At 51.2% G+C, this 18,580-nt stretch carries 12 protein-coding genes; 2 read left to right on the forward strand and 10 right to left on the reverse strand.

The features are described 5' to 3' along the window. Positions 1-13: 13 nt before the first annotated feature. The 3 genes from ST42_RS01225 to ST42_RS01235 form a co-directional block, all read right to left on the reverse strand. Positions 14-1,072 carry an RluA family pseudouridine synthase gene (locus ST42_RS01225; RefSeq protein WP_022315793.1) on the reverse strand — a complete coding sequence of 353 codons (1,059 nt, stop codon included), beginning with the start codon at positions 1,070-1,072 and terminating at the stop codon, positions 14-16. Positions 1,073-1,165: 93 nt separating this feature from the next. Next, the gene (locus ST42_RS01230) at positions 1,166-1,861 is read right to left on the reverse strand and encodes a PASTA domain-containing protein (protein WP_044071960.1); all 696 of its coding nucleotides are present in this window, start codon (positions 1,859-1,861) and stop codon (positions 1,166-1,168) included. Positions 1,862-2,775: 914 nt separating this feature from the next. After that, positions 2,776-5,568: a DUF5123 domain-containing protein gene (locus tag ST42_RS01235; protein ID WP_082028545.1), complete on the reverse strand. Its 2,793-nt coding sequence runs from the start codon at positions 5,566-5,568 to the stop codon at positions 2,776-2,778. A 925-nt stretch (positions 5,569-6,493) separates the two neighbouring features. Here ST42_RS01235 and ST42_RS01240 point away from each other — a divergent pair. Together ST42_RS01240 and ST42_RS01245 are read left to right on the forward strand one after the other, a co-directional pair. Further along, a complete protein-coding gene (locus ST42_RS01240) occupies positions 6,494-7,795 on the forward strand; it encodes a UDP-N-acetylmuramoyl-tripeptide--D-alanyl-D-alanine ligase (protein ID WP_044071963.1) in 1,302 nt (433 codons plus the stop codon). Positions 7,796-7,851: 56 nt separating this feature from the next. Continuing rightward, positions 7,852-8,976 (forward strand): AAA family ATPase, encoded by a 1,125-nt coding sequence (locus ST42_RS01245; protein WP_044071964.1) that lies wholly within the window; start codon positions 7,852-7,854, stop codon positions 8,974-8,976. A 290-nt stretch (positions 8,977-9,266) separates the two neighbouring features. On the opposite strand, the gene ST42_RS01250 is transcribed toward ST42_RS01245, so the two are convergent. The 7 genes from ST42_RS01250 to thiC form a co-directional block, all read right to left on the reverse strand. Next, the gene (locus tag ST42_RS01250; RefSeq protein ID WP_022315773.1) at positions 9,267-10,277 is read right to left on the reverse strand and encodes a class II fructose-bisphosphate aldolase; all 1,011 of its coding nucleotides are present in this window, start codon (positions 10,275-10,277) and stop codon (positions 9,267-9,269) included. A gap of 239 nt (positions 10,278-10,516) precedes the next feature. Next, positions 10,517-11,344, reverse strand: coding sequence for a LytR/AlgR family response regulator transcription factor (locus ST42_RS13045; protein WP_022315772.1), 828 nt, complete (start codon positions 11,342-11,344; stop codon positions 10,517-10,519). A 25-nt stretch (positions 11,345-11,369) separates the two neighbouring features. After that, positions 11,370-13,415, reverse strand: a complete 2,046-nt coding sequence (locus ST42_RS01260; protein ID WP_082028546.1) for a tetratricopeptide repeat-containing sensor histidine kinase — start codon at positions 13,413-13,415, stop codon at positions 11,370-11,372. Positions 13,416-13,673: 258 nt separating this feature from the next. Beyond that, positions 13,674-15,005 carry a bifunctional hydroxymethylpyrimidine kinase/phosphomethylpyrimidine kinase gene (thiD, locus tag ST42_RS14185; protein WP_231556854.1) on the reverse strand — a complete coding sequence of 444 codons (1,332 nt, stop codon included), beginning with the start codon at positions 15,003-15,005 and terminating at the stop codon, positions 13,674-13,676. Then, positions 15,005-16,141: a 2-iminoacetate synthase ThiH gene (gene thiH / locus ST42_RS01280; RefSeq protein WP_022315769.1), complete on the reverse strand. Its 1,137-nt coding sequence runs from the start codon at positions 16,139-16,141 to the stop codon at positions 15,005-15,007. The genes thiD and thiH overlap by 1 nt, the downstream gene beginning before the upstream one ends. 16 nt (positions 16,142-16,157) lie before the next feature. Then, positions 16,158-16,961, reverse strand: a complete 804-nt coding sequence (locus ST42_RS01285) for a HesA/MoeB/ThiF family protein (RefSeq protein WP_231556855.1) — start codon at positions 16,959-16,961, stop codon at positions 16,158-16,160. After that, complete coding sequence (gene thiC / locus ST42_RS01290) at positions 16,958-18,544, reverse strand: phosphomethylpyrimidine synthase ThiC (RefSeq protein ID WP_022315767.1); 1,587 nt, start codon at positions 18,542-18,544, stop codon at positions 16,958-16,960. The genes ST42_RS01285 and thiC overlap by 4 nt, the downstream gene beginning before the upstream one ends. Positions 18,545-18,580 lie beyond the last annotated feature (36 nt).

Here is an 18,580-nt window from a genome sequence, read left to right on the forward strand (position 1 = left end):
CGTTTTATTGTTTTCATTCTCTCACCGGCACCCTCTTCTGCCATTTCTCTATCAGCATCTGCATGTCGTCGGGCAGCTCTGACGTGAAGTCCATCTGCTGTCCCGTCTTGGGATGCACGAAGCCGAGTGTCTTGGCATGCAGGGCCTGACGTGGACATATCTTGAAGCAGTTGCGCACGAACTGCTGGTATGTGCCGCAGCGCTCGCCTCTCAATATCTCGTTGCCGCCGTATCTCTCGTCGCTGAAGAGCGGATGGCCGATATGCTTCATGTGTGCCCTTATCTGATGCGTGCGCCCCGTTTCGAGGATACACTCCACGAGGGTGACGTAGCCGAAGCGCTGCAACACCCTGTAGTGGGTCACCGCCGGCTTGCCGATTTCGGAGCCGGGAGGGAACACTGCCATGCGCAGACGGTCTTTGGGGTCGCGGCCGATGTTTCCTTCTATGCGTCCGTCGTCCTCCACGAAGTTGCCCCACACCAGGGCGTTGTAGCTGCGGTGGGTGGTCTTGTTGAAGAACTGCACTCCGAGCTTTGTCTTGGCGAGTGGCGTCTTTGCCACCACGAGCAGTCCGCTGGTGTCTTTGTCTATCCTGTGCACGAGTCCCACTTCGGGGTCGTTGGGGTCGTAGCCGGGCACATCCCTGAGGTGCCACGCCACGGCGTTGACGAGTGTGCCGTGATAATTGCCGCATCCGGGATGCACCACCATTCCGGCGGGTTTGTTTATAACCATCAGCTCGGAGTCTTCATACACCACGTTGAGCGGTATCTCCTCCGGCTCTATGCTGCTGTCGTATTGCGGACGGTCGAGCATCAGCGTGATGACATCGCCCGGGCGCACCTTGTAGTTGCTCTTCACCGGCTTTTCGTTCACATGCACGAAACCGGCGTCTGCCGCCTTCTGTATCCTGTTGCGGCTTGTATGCTGCAGGTGTTCGCACATGAACTTGTCGATGCGCAGCGGCACCTGTCCTTTGTCCACTACCAACCGCTGGTGTTCGTAGAGCTGTCCGTTCTCGTCGTCGGTCAGTTCTTCCTCGGTTGCCGGTATCATGGAGTCTTCTATCATTGTCTGTATTCCGTCGTTTTGTTGTCATTGTGCCAGTGCCGCTGTCGGCGCCCGGCTTGTCTTCTCGCTGTAGGGATTACGGTCTGCCGTTTTTTATTCCGGACCATTCACCACCTCGAAGTCGTCGTGGCCTCCCTCTCCTTCTATCACGCCGCCGTCGGTATGGGTTGCCGTAGAGTCGCCGTCGTTAGGCATATATTCAGGATCGGTGTATATTATGTCGTCGTTCATGTTCATCACACCGTCGCCCACCTGTATCGTCAGCACGTCTTCGATAGACACTTTCTGTCCGTTTCTCAGGTTCTGTCCGTGACACACCACTCCATACACCCAGTCTTTCTCTCCCGACACATACTGTGGCGGTCCAACCTTGAACCCCATGGCTATCAGGTTTGCCCTTGCCTCTCTGTAGGAGTTGTTGTCGATGATGTCTGGGAGCGTGAGCATCGGCGAGTGTGCGGAGTTTATCACCACATACACCACTCTGCCTCTCTTCACCTTCGACCCGGGTGCGAGCATCTGGTCGAGCACGCAGTCGGGCGGCAGCGTCTTCACATATCCCGTGTCCACCACCTGTATGTCGAGGCCCCTGTTGGAGAGCAGCTGTTCGGCATCGCTGAACACCTTGTGTTTCACATTCGGCACCACTATCTCCTCACCGTGATGAGTGTATAGGTCGAGTCCGAACTTAACGCCGAGGCAAAGCAGCACCACAACGATAAGCATAGCTCCGATGTTTGCCCAGAACTTGCCGCTCATCAACTTTCTGAAGAATTCGTTTGCCGTCATTTAATAATTATCTGTCTTGTTTTTACCTTTATATTGGCAAAGATAGTGAAAACGAAGACAATACCAAAATAAAATCTTTTATTTTTTATCCCAAATCGGTCATTAGGGCTTGCTTGGATTTTGATTTTTTAGAAGGATGGATTTTGTTTGGCTTTTAATGAGTAATAGCGGGCTATTGCGAATTAAAAACAGGCATTAGACACCTCATAAAAAACAAAAGACTGCAAGCAGTCATAAAATACTACCATTGAACGGCCTGATGACCGAGTTGGGTTTATTGCTGTCGGCAAAACTCCAAAGGTCATAAAACTTCTGCCCGAAACTTCGTAAAACAGAGCTTAGGCGATGTCTTTTCGAAAGTAATATGAGTGAAAGTCGTCAATATCGCTGATTCTTAGTAAAATCAAGAATTGCGAAAAAAACTGTCAGACCATCTGGTTTTTCACTGTAATGTTCTGGCAAACAGAGAGTTGACTGTCTGGCGATTGTCAGCCAATTGTCTGGATGGTTTTTGCTGGCGAAAGGAATTGTCAGATGTGAGGAATTCAGACGATGGGAATTGGATGCGTTGGCAGAATCCCGAAAACAGGAATATGGGTGTTACAATATTAACTTATTGGGCAGACGTCTGACAGCAAATCTGCCCAACAGGGGCAAGCACGTTACCCATGATGGGCAAGCACGTTGCCCCACTTGGGCAAGCAGCGTGCCCAATTTTAACCCAAATCGGTCGTTAGGGCTTGCTTGGATTTTGATTTTTAGAAGAGTGGATTTTGGTTGGCTTTTAACCCAACGATTCTGCTTCTTTTCTTAGTTGCCAAAGAAAACAGGTGGTTGCCCCATGAACATCATTCACAGAGCAACCGCCTTTCACTTATTTCGTCATGTCGGCGTGGCTACGCCGATTTGTTACTTTATTTCGCTACCTTCTTGCCGTTGTGGATGAAGATGCCCTTCTGAGGAGCAGCCACACGAACGCCCTGCAGAGTATACCATGCGGCATCGTCGGCAGCGGCAGCATCAACGCCACTGATAGAGAGAGTCAGCTTGTAGGTCTCCTCGGCAGCCTTAAGGTCTTCGAGAGCCTTCTCCACATCTTCGAGAGTAGCGTCAGCGTTGTCGCAAACGCCCTGCGCCTTGTCGATGGCAGTCTTGAGAGCATTGGCATCAGCGTCGGCCTCAGTGTCCTTGCCCTCTATCAGAGCATTGGCTTTCTGAATCTCGGCAGCCAGTTCCGCTCTTGCCACACTCATGGCGTATGCCTCCTCGGCAGCCTTCAGCTTCTCGATGGCAGCGTTAACCTCAGCCTTTGTCTCGGCAGAATCGTAAACGCCCTGAGCCTCGTCGATGGCAGCCTTGAGAGCCTTTGCATCCTCGTTGTTCTCCACATCGGCATCACCGAGCAGAGCGGTAGCCTTAGCTATTTCCTCAGCCAGGAGAGCCTTCTCGGCAGTGATGTCCTCCGGCACGTATTCCACGAGCCAGCGAGAGTCGCCGATCTGGAATTTAGCCTGCTGCGAAGAGGCAGCCACGGTGAAGTCACCGTTTGCCGCATCAGCGAAACCTGGGTCTGTGTTGTGTGATGTGGCGGTCTGGTCAGAACCCTGCTTTGTCTCGTCGGTCCAGCCGGTCTGCTCAGCGCCGGCATTGATATATGTGTTGTTCTCATAAACCACGGTAGGATTGTTGGAGTTCTGTCCTCCGAGCCATCCGCGCACCTCATTGCCGTCCTGTGTACAGTTGGCAATGATGGAGTTCTTGAGAGTCAGAACGAGAGACTTCTGTCCCTTGCCCTGGAAGTTGTTGAACAGCTTGCCTACAGCCACCTGATAGAGAGTGGAGTTTGTGATAGAAGTAGCCTGCTTGTATTCCACCTGGTCACCGTCGAGGTCTCTCACTCGGCCGGCGGTCTTGATAAGCTGTCCTGTGTGTCCCGCTTTAGACCAGAGAGTGGAGTTGCTGATGCTGAGAGAAGCAGGATAGCCCTTAAAGTCGAACACGTTGGCAGAGCCCACGAGTTCCACATTGGCATTCTCTACCACTACCTCACCGACGTAAGACTTCTGTGCATCGTTGAGCAGAGATGTAGAGAGCGAACTGATCTTTACGTTCTTTACAGCCACGATGTCAACGCCCTTGTAGCCGGCGTTCACCGTTCCGTCCTGATTGAAAGCCGGCTGGCTGCCGCCTTCTATCTTCACGAGAGGTTCTGTGAGAGCGCTGGCGTCGATTGTGGCAGGAGCCGTGGCATCGCCGAGAATCTGGACAGAAGCCGGTGAAGAGATAGCCTTGCTCACGGTATATGCACCGTTGGCAGCGAGGTTAAGAGTCACGCTGCCCACCTTGTCGCCGGCAGCCGTCACAGCCTCTGTCTCCTCTGCCACCACTGCGGCGAGGTCTTTTCCTGTTTCCACATCCTTGTTAATCTGAATCCATCTGGCATTGCGGGTGATGGATACAGGCTGGAACTGGGCATTGTCGTTGTAGCGGCTGATAACGCCGAGGATGTCGTATGTGGCATCGGCAACAGGTTCGTCGATGGTCAGACCGAACTGGTTGTAGCCGGCAACGGCAGCCTCATCCTTCTTGATTTCGAAATTCCTGCTGTCGGCAGCCGGTGCGGTATAGGTAACGCCCTTGAGCACAGCCACCTTGTTAGCGTTCTCCAGTGTAACGTCGGCTGGTGTCACCTCATCGTATGTCAGTTCGTCTTTCACTCCCTCAACGGCAGTGAGCGCAGTAGTAGGAACCACCTCGAAGAGACCCTTGTAGAAGGAAACCTTGCCCTGCCATCCGGCAGTGATATGCTGTCCCGGCTCGAAGGTGAAGCCTCCGGCAACGTCGTATGCGAAGGTAACACCGGTAGCGTCTTTCAGATAGAGATGCTTGGCTGTAGGAGCGGCTGTAACGACAGCCTCACCGCCAAACACGAATTCGGTGCCATCGGCAAGCTGTGTCAGTTCGGCGATGTTTGCCACCGTAGGGATGGCAACGAACTGCATTGTTGCCACTGCGCTTGCATCCTTTCCCTTATATGCTATAGCCTTGACGGTTGCTGTGGCATCGAGAGAGAACGGAGCGGTATACTCCGTGCTTGCATCCGTAGGATCGGTTCCGTCGAGGGTGTAGTATATCTTGGAATCTGCTGTAGAGCATGCCAGGGTCACTGTGGTAGTGCCGATGAACGGTGTCGTTCCCTCGATGGTAGGAGTGGCTACCGAAGCGGCTGTTCCCTCAACGATTGTCAACTCAGTGATGTAGGCGCGCTTTCCGGCAGTAGCGATGGTGATGGAATTCACCGTGGTGTTGCCATCCATCGTCACTGAGTATTCACTCACCTCGCCGGTCAATTCCGCAAATTCAGTACCAGCCACTTCCAGTGTCTTCTCGGTATTCTTATACCACATTGCCTTGAACTTGATTGCTGTAGGCTTTGCTGGAGCAGCGAGGTTGAGGGTCATGGATCCCGGCTTGGAACTTGCTCCGAGCTTGAGTCCTCTGCCCTTGCGGGCGAGGTAGACATTATTAGCATCGGTAATGCTTTTAAGATTTTCGGAACCAGATTTCACGATTTCTTCCATCGTTGTAATCTTCACCTGCGAATCATTGGTTCCAGTGCCTTCATTGAAGACAATCACCTTGTCTGCCGACATTCCCATCACGAAGCATAACAGGAACGTCCAGATTAGTAAAAGTTTTTTGTTCATAGAATTAAGTGTTTGAATTAAATTTTAAAGAGATCAGTTTTATCGTAAAGCCGAAGCTTAACTTTGGCAAAGTTAATGCAAGGCGAGAGGAGAACGAAATGAATCCATCATTCATTTCTTATCCCGAGCCGAAGCTTAACTTATGCAAAGTTAATGCAAGGCGAGAGGAGAACGAAATGAATCCATCATTCATTTCTTATCCCGAGCCGAAGCTTAACTTATGCAAAGTTAATAAAAATCAAGACAGGTTGTTCCCTTTACATACAAATTCTTAGACGGGTATGTATAAAAAAACTTAGCCAACGCTTCACAGCGCCAGCCAAGCAACTAATTAATAGACATATTTATAAAAAGGAACGTTATCTAAATTCATGTAAGCAAGATAAAGTCCGCATTGTCATTACTGTAGATGTGACAAGTTGACGAGGGGACAGGCTGATTGAATATGTCAGAAAGCGTTGTCGACGTTTGTAGAAACGTGAAAAACTATGTATCTATCCGCTCGCCTACTTGTCCACTACAGAACATGATAAAAACTTTATCGCTGTAAAGATACCCAAAACTTCACAGCCCTTGCTTGTATTTCATTGATATAACGGCCATTTTCTATTTTTAATGCATGAGAAAGTCTTAAAAGGTATTAAAATTAGTACATATAAAACCGACATGTTTTTTATGGTTTTCTTCTGCAAAAGCATGCAATTGTTGTCTGCTGACGAGTTTTTTAACCTCCGGTCATCAGACCGTCCTGTGTAATTATTCTATGACTAAATGTAATATCTTACAACTGCTTGCTGCATACAAAGCAAACTGCATCACGGAAGAAAAACAAATAAAGTTGAAATTGCAATTCTTATCCTTGCGATTCTCTCCTCTCGATTTAAATAATTACCTTTGCAGATGTCTAAACAAACGATATAAAGTCATGGAAATATCTGAACTGTACAGAATCTTCGAGCAACACCCCGTGGTGACTACCGACAGCCGCGACTGCCCGAAAGACTCCATCTTCTTCGCGCTCAAAGGAGCGTCGTTCAACGGAAACGCCTTCGCACAGAAGGCTATTGACGAAGGATGCGCCTTCGCCGTGGTAGACGAAAAGAAATTCGCCAAGGAGGACGACAAGAGATTCATACTCGTGGACAACTGTCTGAAGGCATTGCAGCAACTCGCCAACTACCACCGCAGGAAACTCGGAACAAAGATTATCGGCATCACCGGAACCAACGGAAAGACAACGACAAAGGAACTCGTGGCGACGGTGTTGCAGAAGAAATACAATGTATTGTATACCCAGGGAAACTTCAACAACGACATCGGTGTGCCGAAGACGCTGCTGAGACTGAAACCGGAACACGAAATCGCTGTAGTGGAGATGGGAGCGAGTCATCCCGGCGACATAAAGGAGCTGGTGGACATCGTGGAACCTGACTGCGGAATAATAACCAACGTGGGAAAGGCCCACCTGCAGGGCTTCGGATCGTTTGAGGGTGTGATAAAGACCAAGGGGGAGCTATACGACTTCTTGAGGGAGCACGGCGGACAGGTGTTCATACACAACGAGAACGAACATCTCAGGGGTATCGCCGACGGACTGCAGCTCGTGAGATATGGCACCACTGCCGACGCCCCGTCGCTGGCGGTATGCGGAGAGGTGGTGAGCTGTGCACCGCTGCTCAAATTCCGCTGGAAAAAGGCTGACGGAGAGTGGCATGAGGTGCAGACGCATCTCATTGGCGCATACAACGTGTTGAACATGCTTGCCGCGGCATGTATAGCTGACTTCTTCGGAGTGGACGAAGAGGATATCAGCACGGCGCTGCGCGACTATGTGCCGACGAACAACAGATCGCAGCTGGAAGTGACGGATTCAAACAGACTGATAGTTGACACCTACAATGCCAACCCTACGAGCATGAAGGCGGCATTGGAGAATTTCAGACTCATGCAGGTGGACCACAAGATGGCTATCCTCGGCGACATGAGAGAACTGGGAGAGGTGAGCCATGAGGAGCATCAGAAGGTGGTGGACTTCCTGAAGGAGAACGGCATCGACAACGTATGGCTGGTGGGTGAGGAGTTCGGAAAGACGGACTGCAACTTCCGCAAGTTTCACGATGTGGAGGAGGTGAAGGCTGAGATTGCCGCCAACAAGCCAGAAGGGTTCTACATCCTCATAAAGGGAAGCAACGGAATAAAACTCTTCCAGCTGCCGGCTCTTCTATAGAATCCCGAGCATTATTGATTCTTCGTTACGTAAAATCCATAATTTCGCAAAGCACTATGTTACAGAACAATCCATTCCTGACAGAAGGCTATTTGTCGCCAGAATACTTTTGCGACAGAGTAGAAGAAACAGCCCTACTGACACGACATCTTACAAACGGATGCAACGTGGCACTCATCGCTCCACGACGTATGGGAAAGTCCGGACTAATCTACAACTGCTTCAACGAAGAGGAAATCAGAAACAACTACCATTGTATCTACATAGACATATATGAGACAAAGAACCTGAACGAATTCGTATATGTCATGGGCAAAGGTATATTGCGCGAACTGAGGTCACAAGGACGCAAAGTGTGGGAATCATTTCTAAACATAATGCAATCTCTGAAATCAACCATCACTTTTGACATCAACGGCAACCCGGAATGGAACGTCGGACTTGGCGACATCGCCAGCCCCGATATAACACTCGACGAGATATTCGAATATCTGAACCATGCCGACAAGCCATGTATTGTGGCAATCGACGAGTTTCAAACCATTGCGAGCTATCCGGAAAAAACCGTTGAAGCAGCATTGCGCAAACGCATACAGAATTGCCACAACGCAAAATTCGTATTTTCAGGATCTAAACGACACATGATGGCATTGATGTTCGCATCCGAATCACGACCATTCTACAACAGTTCCAGCATTATGGGACTGGAACCTATAAATAAAGAAGCGTATTTTGATTTCGCCAACCATCATCTGTCAAAAATCAACAGATCCATATCCCACAAAGCTTTTGAGTGGATTTACCAGTCGTTTGATGGAGTAACGTGGTATATACAGTATATTCTGAATATGCTTTACACGCATGCCATATCAGAATCCACCATCACCACAGAGGATGCGAAAAGCGTTATGACAGCCATCTTGTCACACCATCGGTTCGTGTATGAATCGCTGCTGTTCCAACTTTCGCCTAAGCAGAAGCAGGTCTTGCTTGCCATCGCTAACGAAAGAAATGCCACCGGAGTCACTTCACAAGCTTTCCTACAGAAATACAAGCTTGGATCAAGCACGGTACAGGGAGCCATAAAAGTTCTGACAGAACGCGATTTCATCTCATACGACAATGATTCGTATCAAGTGAGCGACAGATTTTTCAGAGAGTGGATAATAAAACGGTTCTGATTATCCCCAAACAGTCATCAGGCAACAAGGTGCTGGTTTTCATAACTATTCCAAAATCAGAGCTCGCCCTAATGACCAGTTGAGGGTTAAGGTCTATGCCAAAAGCCAAGCTTGCCCTAATGACCAGTTGAGGGAGAGGGGCTTAATACTGGACTTATCCGGCAAATGAAGATAAACAAAAAACAGAGGATATGCCTCAGACTTTAAGTCTTCGGCATATCCTCTTATTCTTTCAATCCCTTCCGCTGCAATCTCCGTTGTCAGCAGGAGAGAGATGAGTCGTGCTATGATTAGTCGAGCTGAGCGAGCTTGTTGTCGCTGCCGAGCACGTCAATAATCTTGTGCTTGTACATAACCTCCATCAAGTCGCGAGCAGGACCGCAGTACTTACGTGGGTCGAACTCAGCTGGCTTTTCAGCCAATGTCTTGCGCACAGCAGCTGTGAATGCGAGACGAGAGTCTGAGTCGATGTTGATCTTGCAGACAGCGCTCTTTGAAGCCTTGCGGAGCTGCTCCTCTGGAATACCTACTGCATCTGGCAACTTGCCGCCGTTGGCGTTGATGATGTCAACATACTCCTGTGGAACTGAAGAAGAACCGTGGAGAACGATTGGGAAACCAGGAAGTTTCTTCATAATCTCGTCGAGCACGTCGAATGCCAATGGAGGAGGAACGAGACGGCCTGTCTTCGGGTCGCGTGTGCACTGCTCTGGCTTGAACTTGTAAGCTCCGTGGCTTGTACCGATAGAGATGGCAAGTGAGTCAACGCCAGTCTTTGTAGTGAAGTCGATAACCTCCTCAGGCTTTGTGTAGTGAGATACCTCAGAAGCTACCTCATCCTCAACACCTGCCAATACACCGAGCTCACCCTCTACAGTTACGTCGAACTGATGAGCATACTCTACAACCTTCTTTGTCAGAGCCACGTTCTCGTCGTATGGAAGAGAAGAACCGTCGATCATCACTGAAGAGAAACCGAGGTCTACGCAGTTCTTGCAAAGCTCGAAGCTGTCACCGTGGTCAAGGTGCAATACGATTTCAGGATGCTTGCAGCCCAATTCCTTGGCGTATGCAACAGCACCCTGTGCCATATAGCGCAACAGCGTTGGGTTAGCGTAGTTGCGGGCACCTTTAGAAACCTGCAGGATAACTGGAGACTTCAGATCTGAAGAAGCCTTGATGATTGCCTGCAACTGCTCCATGTTGTTGAAGTTGAATGCTGGAATGGCATATCCGCCATTAATAGCTCTGCTAAACATGTCTCTGGTGTTTACCAGGCCTAATTCTTTGTAACTTACCATAGTATAATACGTTAATTATAAATTAGTTATTGTCTTAAGTTTTTGGATATGGGGCTGTTATCCTCATAAAATCTGTTACATCGGCAAAGTTAGCACTTTATTTTGGGTAAACAAAGCGAAGTAGTGCTTTTTAATGTTCCTTTTTTATGAATTTGATATAAATTAAATCCTCGGAGCACTAAAATGGCATTTTTCAAGACGGAGATTGCAGAATGCGTGTCATATTGGCAATAATGCTATCAGATGGTGCTGAAGCGCTTGATGAGTTTGCGTCGGTACATCCTACCTATCTTTATATATTGTATGCCGTCGAATGGCGGGAAGAAATAACACTGGTTGTCTCTCACCTCCATCAGATATTTTATGTTGATTATGTATTTCTGGTTCACCTGCACGAAATTCTCGTCGAGCGCCATCAGTATGTCTTTGTTGGCACATCTCTTGAGGCGTATCGGTGTATCGCATCGCGTTGCCACCACTTCCCATACTCTCAGGTCGTGGTTGTATTGGAACACACAGATATCCTGTATCTCGACGAGTCTGAAGTCCACGGCGTTGGTATATAGCAGCAATTTGTTGTCTTTCTTCTTCAGCGCACTGGTGACCGCCCTCTCCCTGCAGCAGTCGTCGTCAGTTTCCTCATCGTCGATGTCGATGTTTTTGTCGTCCTTTCCTTTCAGCTGCTCACGCTCCACTCTGATGTCTTCAAGTTCTTCTTCCAAGCGTGCCATCACGGTCTCCAGTTCGTTACCGTCTATTGGTTTCATGAGGAAATCGAAAGCCTTGTTTCTCAGAGCCGGCAGCGTGTAGGTGCCATAAGCGGTGTATACCACGGCGAGCGTGTCTTTGCATCCCTCGTCTTTCATCCTGCCGAGGAAGTCGATGCCTGTCATGTCGGGCATCTCCACATCCAGGAATACCACCTCGGCGTGTGTCGTCTTGAGCAGTTCCAGCCCGTCCTTTCCGTTGTTGGCAAATCCTGCCACGGTGACGTTGGGATAGTTTTTAAGTTTCTTTGCCAATGCGTCGATTGCCGTCTGTGTGTCGTCTACTATTATTATATCCATAAGTGTTCGTCTTTCTATCTGTTCGTTATATTTCTCTCAGTCCCTGCGGAAAGCTTATGCTTGCCTCGCATCCACATGTGTTTCCGTTTGTGTCATGTACGTTCCTTACCGTAAGGCTGGTCTTTCTCTTGTTTCTCTGGTTCAGCACGCTTATCGTGGTGCGCAGGATGTCGAGTCCCTGTCCTGTAGAGGCGGTGCGACGGATATCGAATCCGTTGCCATTGTCGCCCACCGTCACCGTCATTCCTCCGCGCCCGTCTCTCCTGACGGTGATATGCAGCAGCTTCTTGCCTGCCTTGCCTCTGAGGGCATGCTTGATGGAGTTCTCCACGAGTATCTGCACCGTCATCGACGGTATCATGAACTCTCCCAGCACCTTCCTGTCTATTCCGTCGCCCAGCGTGAGTGAATATTCAAAGTCGTCGCCGATGGTCTTGCGCTCCACGTTCACGTAGTTCTCCACGAAGTCCAGTTCCTCTTCGAGTGTAGCCATCTGCTTTCCCGTCAGGTCGAGGTTCTGCCGTATCAGTTTCGAGAGCAGCAGCAGTTCGTCCGCCTCCTTCGTTCCGTCGGCGGTGGTTATCCTGTTGTTCAGCACGTTGAACACAAAATGCGGCGATATCCTGTTTCTGGCGTTCTGCAGTCTTAGCGTGAACACCTTCATCTGTTCTGAAAGTCTTTTCTTGCGGATATATGTGATGCCGTAGGCTATTACGAGCATAAGCACAGCGACGGATCCTATGGCACCGGCTATCACGTAATGCGCCTCCCTCACGTCGTTCTCCTTGCTTTGCATCTGTATCTGGTGGTGCAGCTGCAGCGTGTCTTGCGTGAATCTGTTCATCAGTTCCGCCGCTATCATGTGCTGTCTGTTGTTCACAAGCGAATCTGTTTCATGCATCTCTCTTGAGAGGTTCTTGAAAGCCATACGGTAGTTTCCCGTCGCTTCATAGTATTCACGCTTGTATTTGTTGCGTATCGCCTTCAGTCCCGGCTCCACGCTCTCCGGCGTATCATCGAGCGAGGCGAGGCGGTGTGCCTCTGCCATATTACCCCGTTTCATGGCGAGTCCCAGTTCCACGGAGTGTGTATAGTACAGTGCCACGGCATCGTCGCATGCTGTGAAGAAGGTGTCTGCCTCTGTAACATACTTCTCAGCCTCATCCAGTCTGTTGAGATTGAGCAATACGTCCGCCATGTTCACCTTGCAGATGAACATCGAGTAAGATTTTCCCATATCGAGCCGTTCGTGCAGTTTCTCCAGTCTCACAAACTGCTTCAGCGCTTCTTTGTATTCCTTTTTATAATAATGGTAGTTTCCTATGCTGGTTATGAGATATATCTGCATGTCGGGGCTCATGAGATTATACATCTTCTCTGTGGCATCCAGATATTTCTTTGCCGACTTATAGTCTTCGAGCATCATGTATACTCTGCCCAATCCCATATACAGAGTTATGTTTCTTGTGGGTTCCAGCTGGAGGGAGTCAACGAGGAAAAGCGCCCTTCTATACCACACCGCCGCATTCGGCAGGTCGGAATCGAAGGAATAGGCATCGGCGAGATTGGCACACACGTCGGGTGCGGTCTCCATCCTGTCGCTCCTCATCAGAGCCTCGTATGAGAGCCGGTACTGGCGTATAGCCTCCTTGGGCTGGCGTCTGAAACTATGCAGTGCCACACCTTTGCAGTTTCTGGCAAATCCTATTATTCCTTCGGTATGGGCATCTTTCTCCTGTTTTTCGAGAAAGTGCAGAGTCCTGTCGGTCACGGCAGTGGCGGAATCCGGTTCCGATTCCGTAAGGTATATCTTTCCCATACGGATGTAGTATTCATAGTATTCGGCACTGTCTTTCGCCTCTTTCATCCCCTGCTCCGCCATCGTCCTTGCCATCGGCGAACGGAAGGAAACGGAGTCGTCAAGTGCCCGCAGACGCTTCAGCGACAATGTGTCGGCTGTCTGCCTGTCTTTTCTCCCTTGTGAGCATGAGGTAGTGATTGCCGCCACTACTGTAAACATCAGTAGCAGCGCCATAAACAATGCGGTGTAGGTTTTTCTGTGATTCGTCATGGCGAGTCGGTGTGATGGGGATATTGACTTGTAGTATGGTTCCTACTTTTCCATTGTGCAAATATAACAAATTAATTTTACAATCTTTAAGGATTTGCCGGAAAAAAGTATTACCAATATCGGCCATCCAACCTGCCGTCAACACAATATTCCACAATAACGACCGCTTAATCACACCCAGACTCCATTTAATCCAAAAATAGCTACATTTGTGTTTATGTTTGCCATGACATCAATATAAGCGGATTGGATGCCCTTCTATTGCTTTCCGGGCAATATCGGACCGTTTCCTTTGCCTATTCCGGCATCCTTGCCTCGCATGATGGCGTGGGCAAGAAGAGCCTTCGCCTGAGGGATTGCCGACGGGATGTCGAGTCCTTTCAGCAGGAATGCCGCTATTGCCGACGACAGGGTGCATCCCGTGCCGTGCAGATTGCGTGTGTCAATCCTTTCCGACTTGAAGCTCTGGCTGCTGCCGTCGGGATTGAACAGGCTGTCGGCGAGCACCTCTCCGTCGGAGTGTCCGCCTTTTATCAATATCGAGGCATGCAGGGCGTCAGCCAGAGCGCCGCCCTCACAGACTATGCCTGTCTTTGCTGCCAGGAACTCCGCTTCGGGGATATTCGGGGTGACGAGCGTACAGAGCGGCATCAGCTCCTCCACCACCACATCGAGACAGTCGGCAGCCATCAGTCTCCTGCCGCTGGTTGATATCATCACGGGGTCGTAAACGACGTGGCAGTCGTGAGAAGCCTTATATTCCCGCAACGCCGCGGCTATGACATGCGCCACCCCGGCATCGGGCACCATGCCTATCTTCACCGCCTTAACGTTCAGATCCGAGAGCACCGCCTTCAACTGGCTCTCCACCACGCTGCCGCCGACCGGCATCACACCAGTGATGCCCATCGTGTTCTGGCTCGTTATCGCCGTTATCACCGTGGCGCAGTAAACCCCTACCGATTCCATCGTCTTCAGGTCCTGCTGTATGCCGGCTCCTGCCGACGAGTCGGATCCGGCTATCGTCAGTGCTACGGGAGTCAGCTCCGCAGACACGCCTTTCCAGGCATCGCCCAATATCATGGCGCCGCCGAATCCCATCCTCAACACATCGTCGAGCTTCCCGAAGGTAACGCCGCCCAGCGCCATCACCTTGTCGTCGATGATGCCCCGGTCACGGGCTTCTCTGATTTCCTCTGCCGTGAATGCTGAATGATAGCCTCGCTTGGAAATGGAATCGAAGATTGGCGAGAGCGACACGTAGTCGCACCGCTTCTTCCATTCCGCCACTTCTTCCAGCGAATGACAGCTGCGGCTCACGCTCCCCGTCCATCCTTCAGGAGGCAGCGGGTTGCGGCTGTTCAGATGCACGCCGTGGAGGGAATACCGCAGGGCAAGTTCATGGTGGTCGTGAAGCACGAGGTTGCCGTGCCATCCGGCAGGAATCTCCCTTATCAGCTTCTCCACTTCTGCTGCCGTGGCTTCGGGCTTGCGTATATGCACGAGGTCCACCTGTCCCTGGAGGAGCTGCACTATCTGCGCAGCCTCTCCAGAGAAGAAGTGTGGTAGAGTTATTACTATTGTCTTCATTATTTTCCGAGTTTGCCGAAGAGGTCGAACGAGGCATCCCAGTCTTTCCACACCGGTTCACGTCCCAGTTCTCTGAGCCGCTGGTTTATCACCGATGCCTTGCGCTCATCGCTCACGCTGAACTGCTCCAGCGCCTGCGGATAGGTGTGGTATCCACCGGGGTTCACCTTCGATTCTGCCGACATCGTGGTGACTCCCAGCGTACACATGTTGTCGCGGATATATGCCGGTTCGCGTGTAGAATAAGAGATGTCCACGTCGTGGTCGAAGATTCGCATGGCAAACGTAGCCTGTGCCAGTTCCCTGTCCGACATATAGCAGTTGGGATGGAATCCCTCGTTCTGCGCCGGCCGCATACGTGGGAAGTTCACGCTGTATTTCGTTCTCCAGTAATGCTTCTGCAGATAGCGCAGATGGTATGCCATCATCACCACGTCGGTGCGCCATTCCTTTTCCAGTCCGATGAGCACTCCCATACCGATGGAATGCACTCCTGCCTGTCCCATTCTGTCGAATCCGTTGCACCGCCATTCAAACTTGCTCTTCATGCCTCGCGGATGATAGAGGTTATAGTGTTCGCGGTTGTATGTCTCCTGAAAGCATATCACTCCGTTCATGCCATGGTCGGCAAGAGTCTTGTAGTCTTCTGCCGAGAGCGGCATCACCTCAATCTTCACGTTGGAGAAATATTTCTTCGCCAGGTCTATTGCCTTGGCGAGATATGGCACACCTGCCTTTGCCGGGTTCTCTCCCGTCACGAGCAGGATATTCTCAAAGGGTGCCAGTTCCTTTATCGCCTTATACTCGTTTTCTATCTGCTCCATCGTGAGTATGGTCCTCGCCATCTTGTTCTCCACGTGGAATCCGCAGTAGACGCATGAGTTGGCACACGAGTTGGTGATATAAAGAGGTATGAACATCGACATCGTCTTGCCGAACCTCTCCTCGGTGTATTTGCGAGAGAGCCTTGCCATCGTCTCAAGATATGGCGTGGCGGCAGGCGAGATCAGCGCCATGAAATCGTCAACGTTGCAGTGGTCTTTGGCGAGCGCCCGGCGCACGTCGTTGTCGGTCATGTGAGCGATGCGCTCTGTGGTCTCGTCCCAACTTATATTTTTTAATTCTTCGCTAAACATATTCTTTTTCTTGTTATCATTTCTTTGCGCACGGTTTGTACGCATATTCCCTCAGTGTCGTTATCGACGGCGACTTGCCGCACAGCGCACAGTCTTCGTTGCGCCCCACGTCGAAGCGCCGCCACTCCATCGTCAGCGCATCGAGTGTGAGCAATGCATCGGTGAGCGTACTGCCCATTCCGGCGATGCTCTTTATCGTCTCCGTAGCCTGCACGGTGCCTATCATTCCTGCCAGCGGACCGAGCACACCGACCATGGAGCAGGTTTCCACCTCTGCCACAGCGGGCGGTTCGGGGAAGATGCAGCGGTAGCATGCCGTACCGGGCTGGTGGGTCATCACCTGTCCGTAATATCTGTTTATGCCGCCGATGGTGAATCCCTTGCCGAGCATCACACTGGCATCGTTGACGAGATATTTTGAGGCGAAATTGTCCGTCCCCTCCACCACGAAGTCGTATGGACGGATAAGGTCGGTGGCGTTGTCTTCGTTGAGATACGTCTCATACACCTCCACCTCTACATCGGGGTTCATTGCCCTCAACCGCTTTGCGGCGGTTTCTGCCTTTCCGCTCCCCACATCATCGGTGGTATAGAGCACTTGTCGCTGCAGGTTTGCCACCGAGACGAAGTCGCCATCCACGATGCCGATATGTCCCACTCCCGCCGCAGCGAGATACATCGCCACGGGAGAACCCAGACCGCCGGCACCCACCACGAGCACCTTGGCATCGAGAAGGCGCCGCTGGCGGTCACGCCCCATTCCGTCGAGGATGATGTGTCGGTCGTAGCGGCGTCTCTGTTCTGAAGTCAGTTCCATCATTTCTTGAATTTCCTCAGGTCGTGGGTCAGCTTGGCAGCACAGAAGTTCGGACCGCACATCGTGCAGTATTCGCCATCTGTGTGTCCTGCCTCCTCAAAATACTGCAGGGCGCGTTCCGGGTCGAGCGACAAGTGGAACTGGTCTCTCCATCTGAACTCGAAGCGTGCCTTAGACAGGGCGTTGTCGCGCACCATAGCTCCCGGATGTCCCTTTGCGAGGTCGGCGGCATGTGCTGCAATCTTGTATGTCACCACTCCCACACGCACGTCTTCCTTGTTTGGCAATGCGAGGTGCTCCTTCGGTGTCACGTAGCAGAGCATCGCTGTTCCGAGCCATGCTATCTGCGCTCCGCCGATGGCACTCGTGATGTGGTCGTAGCCTGGGGCGATGTCGGTGACGAGCGGACCGAGGGTATAGAACGGTGCCTCATGACAGTGGTCGAGCTGGCGCTCCATGTTCTCCTTGATTTTCTGCATCGGCACGTGGCCCGGTCCTTCGATGAACGCCTGCACGTTCTTGTCCCATGCCCTTGTCACGAGTTCGCCCATGGTGTCGAGCTCTGCAAACTGTGCCGCATCGTTGGCATCGGCGATACATCCTGGGCGCAGTCCGTCGCCGAGCGAAAGTGCCACGTCATACTTCGCCACGATGTCGCAGATGTCGTCGAAGTGCTCATAGAGGAAGCTCTCCTTCTCGTGGTAGAGACACCACTTGCTCATGATACTTCCGCCGCGGCTTACGATACCGCAGAGGCGTGTGTCGGCGAGGTGTACGTTGTGCAGACGGATTCCGGCATGGATAGTGAAGTAGTCCACTCCCTGCTCACACTGCTCGATGAGCGTGTCGCGGTATACTTCCCAGCTGAGGTCTTCCACCTTGCCGTCCACCTTCTCCAGTGCCTGATAGATAGGCACGGTGCCTACCGGTACCGGACTGTTTCGGAGAATCCACTCTCTTGTCTCGTGGATATTGTTTCCGGTAGAGAGGTCCATCACGGTGTCGCCGCCCCATTTGCACGACCATACCGCCTTGTCCACCTCTTCCTCGATGCCTGATGATGTGGCTGAGTTTCCAAGGTTGGTGTTTATCTTCACGAGGAAGTTCCTGCCGATGATCATCGGTTCGCTCTCGGGATGGTTTCTGTTGGCTGGTATCACCGCTCTGCCTCGGGCAATCTCGTCGCGCACGAACTCCGGTGTGATATGTGTCTTGATGCCGAGTTCCTCGCAGTTCATGTTCTCTCTGATAGCCACATACTCCATCTCCGGCGTTATGATGCCTGCCTTGGCGTATGCCATCTGTGTGGTGCCGCCCTCGCATGCCGGACGGTTGTCTATCCATGCCTGGCGCATCTTGGGCAGTCCCTTCTTCAGGTCCACCTTGTATTCAGGGTCGGTATACGGGCCGCTCGTGTCGTAGATATACACGGGAGCGTTTGGCGTCATGTGGGGGATGCCATTCTCGTCTTTGGTCACGGTGGGGGTGAGGTTCACCTTTGTCATTCCCACTCTTATCTCCGGGAACAGTTTACCCTGCATATATGCTTTCTCTCTCTGTGCGTATGCTTTGTTATCTTGTGGCATAGTGTGTGATATTAGGTTATGTATTCTTGATATGGT

It is taken from the genome of Prevotella pectinovora, from assembly GCF_000834015.1.
Lineage (GTDB): Bacteria > Bacteroidota > Bacteroidia > Bacteroidales > Bacteroidaceae > Prevotella > Prevotella pectinovora.

What these genes read in the sequence shown, in the direction of transcription:
- ST42_RS01225 (WP_022315793.1), bottom strand. Translation starts at nt 1,072, where the DNA reads ATGATAGAAGACTCCATGATACCGGCAACCGAGGAAGAACTGACCGAC.
- ST42_RS01230 (WP_044071960.1), bottom strand. Translation starts at nt 1,861, where the DNA reads ATGACGGCAAACGAATTCTTCAGAAAGTTGATGAGCGGCAAGTTCTGG.
- ST42_RS01235 (WP_082028545.1), bottom strand. Translation starts at nt 5,568, where the DNA reads ATGAACAAAAAACTTTTACTAATCTGGACGTTCCTGTTATGCTTCGTG.
- ST42_RS01240 (WP_044071963.1), top strand. Translation starts at nt 6,494, where the DNA reads ATGGAAATATCTGAACTGTACAGAATCTTCGAGCAACACCCCGTGGTG.
- ST42_RS01245 (WP_044071964.1), top strand. Translation starts at nt 7,852, where the DNA reads ATGTTACAGAACAATCCATTCCTGACAGAAGGCTATTTGTCGCCAGAA.
- ST42_RS01250 (WP_022315773.1), bottom strand. Translation starts at nt 10,277, where the DNA reads ATGGTAAGTTACAAAGAATTAGGCCTGGTAAACACCAGAGACATGTTT.
- ST42_RS13045 (WP_022315772.1), bottom strand. Translation starts at nt 11,344, where the DNA reads ATGGATATAATAATAGTAGACGACACACAGACGGCAATCGACGCATTG.
- ST42_RS01260 (WP_082028546.1), bottom strand. Translation starts at nt 13,415, where the DNA reads ATGACGAATCACAGAAAAACCTACACCGCATTGTTTATGGCGCTGCTA.
- thiD (WP_231556854.1), bottom strand. Translation starts at nt 15,005, where the DNA reads ATGAAGACAATAGTAATAACTCTACCACACTTCTTCTCTGGAGAGGCT.
- thiH (WP_022315769.1), bottom strand. Translation starts at nt 16,141, where the DNA reads ATGTTTAGCGAAGAATTAAAAAATATAAGTTGGGACGAGACCACAGAG.
- ST42_RS01285 (WP_231556855.1), bottom strand. Translation starts at nt 16,961, where the DNA reads ATGATGGAACTGACTTCAGAACAGAGACGCCGCTACGACCGACACATC.
- thiC (WP_022315767.1), bottom strand. Translation starts at nt 18,544, where the DNA reads ATGCCACAAGATAACAAAGCATACGCACAGAGAGAGAAAGCATATATG.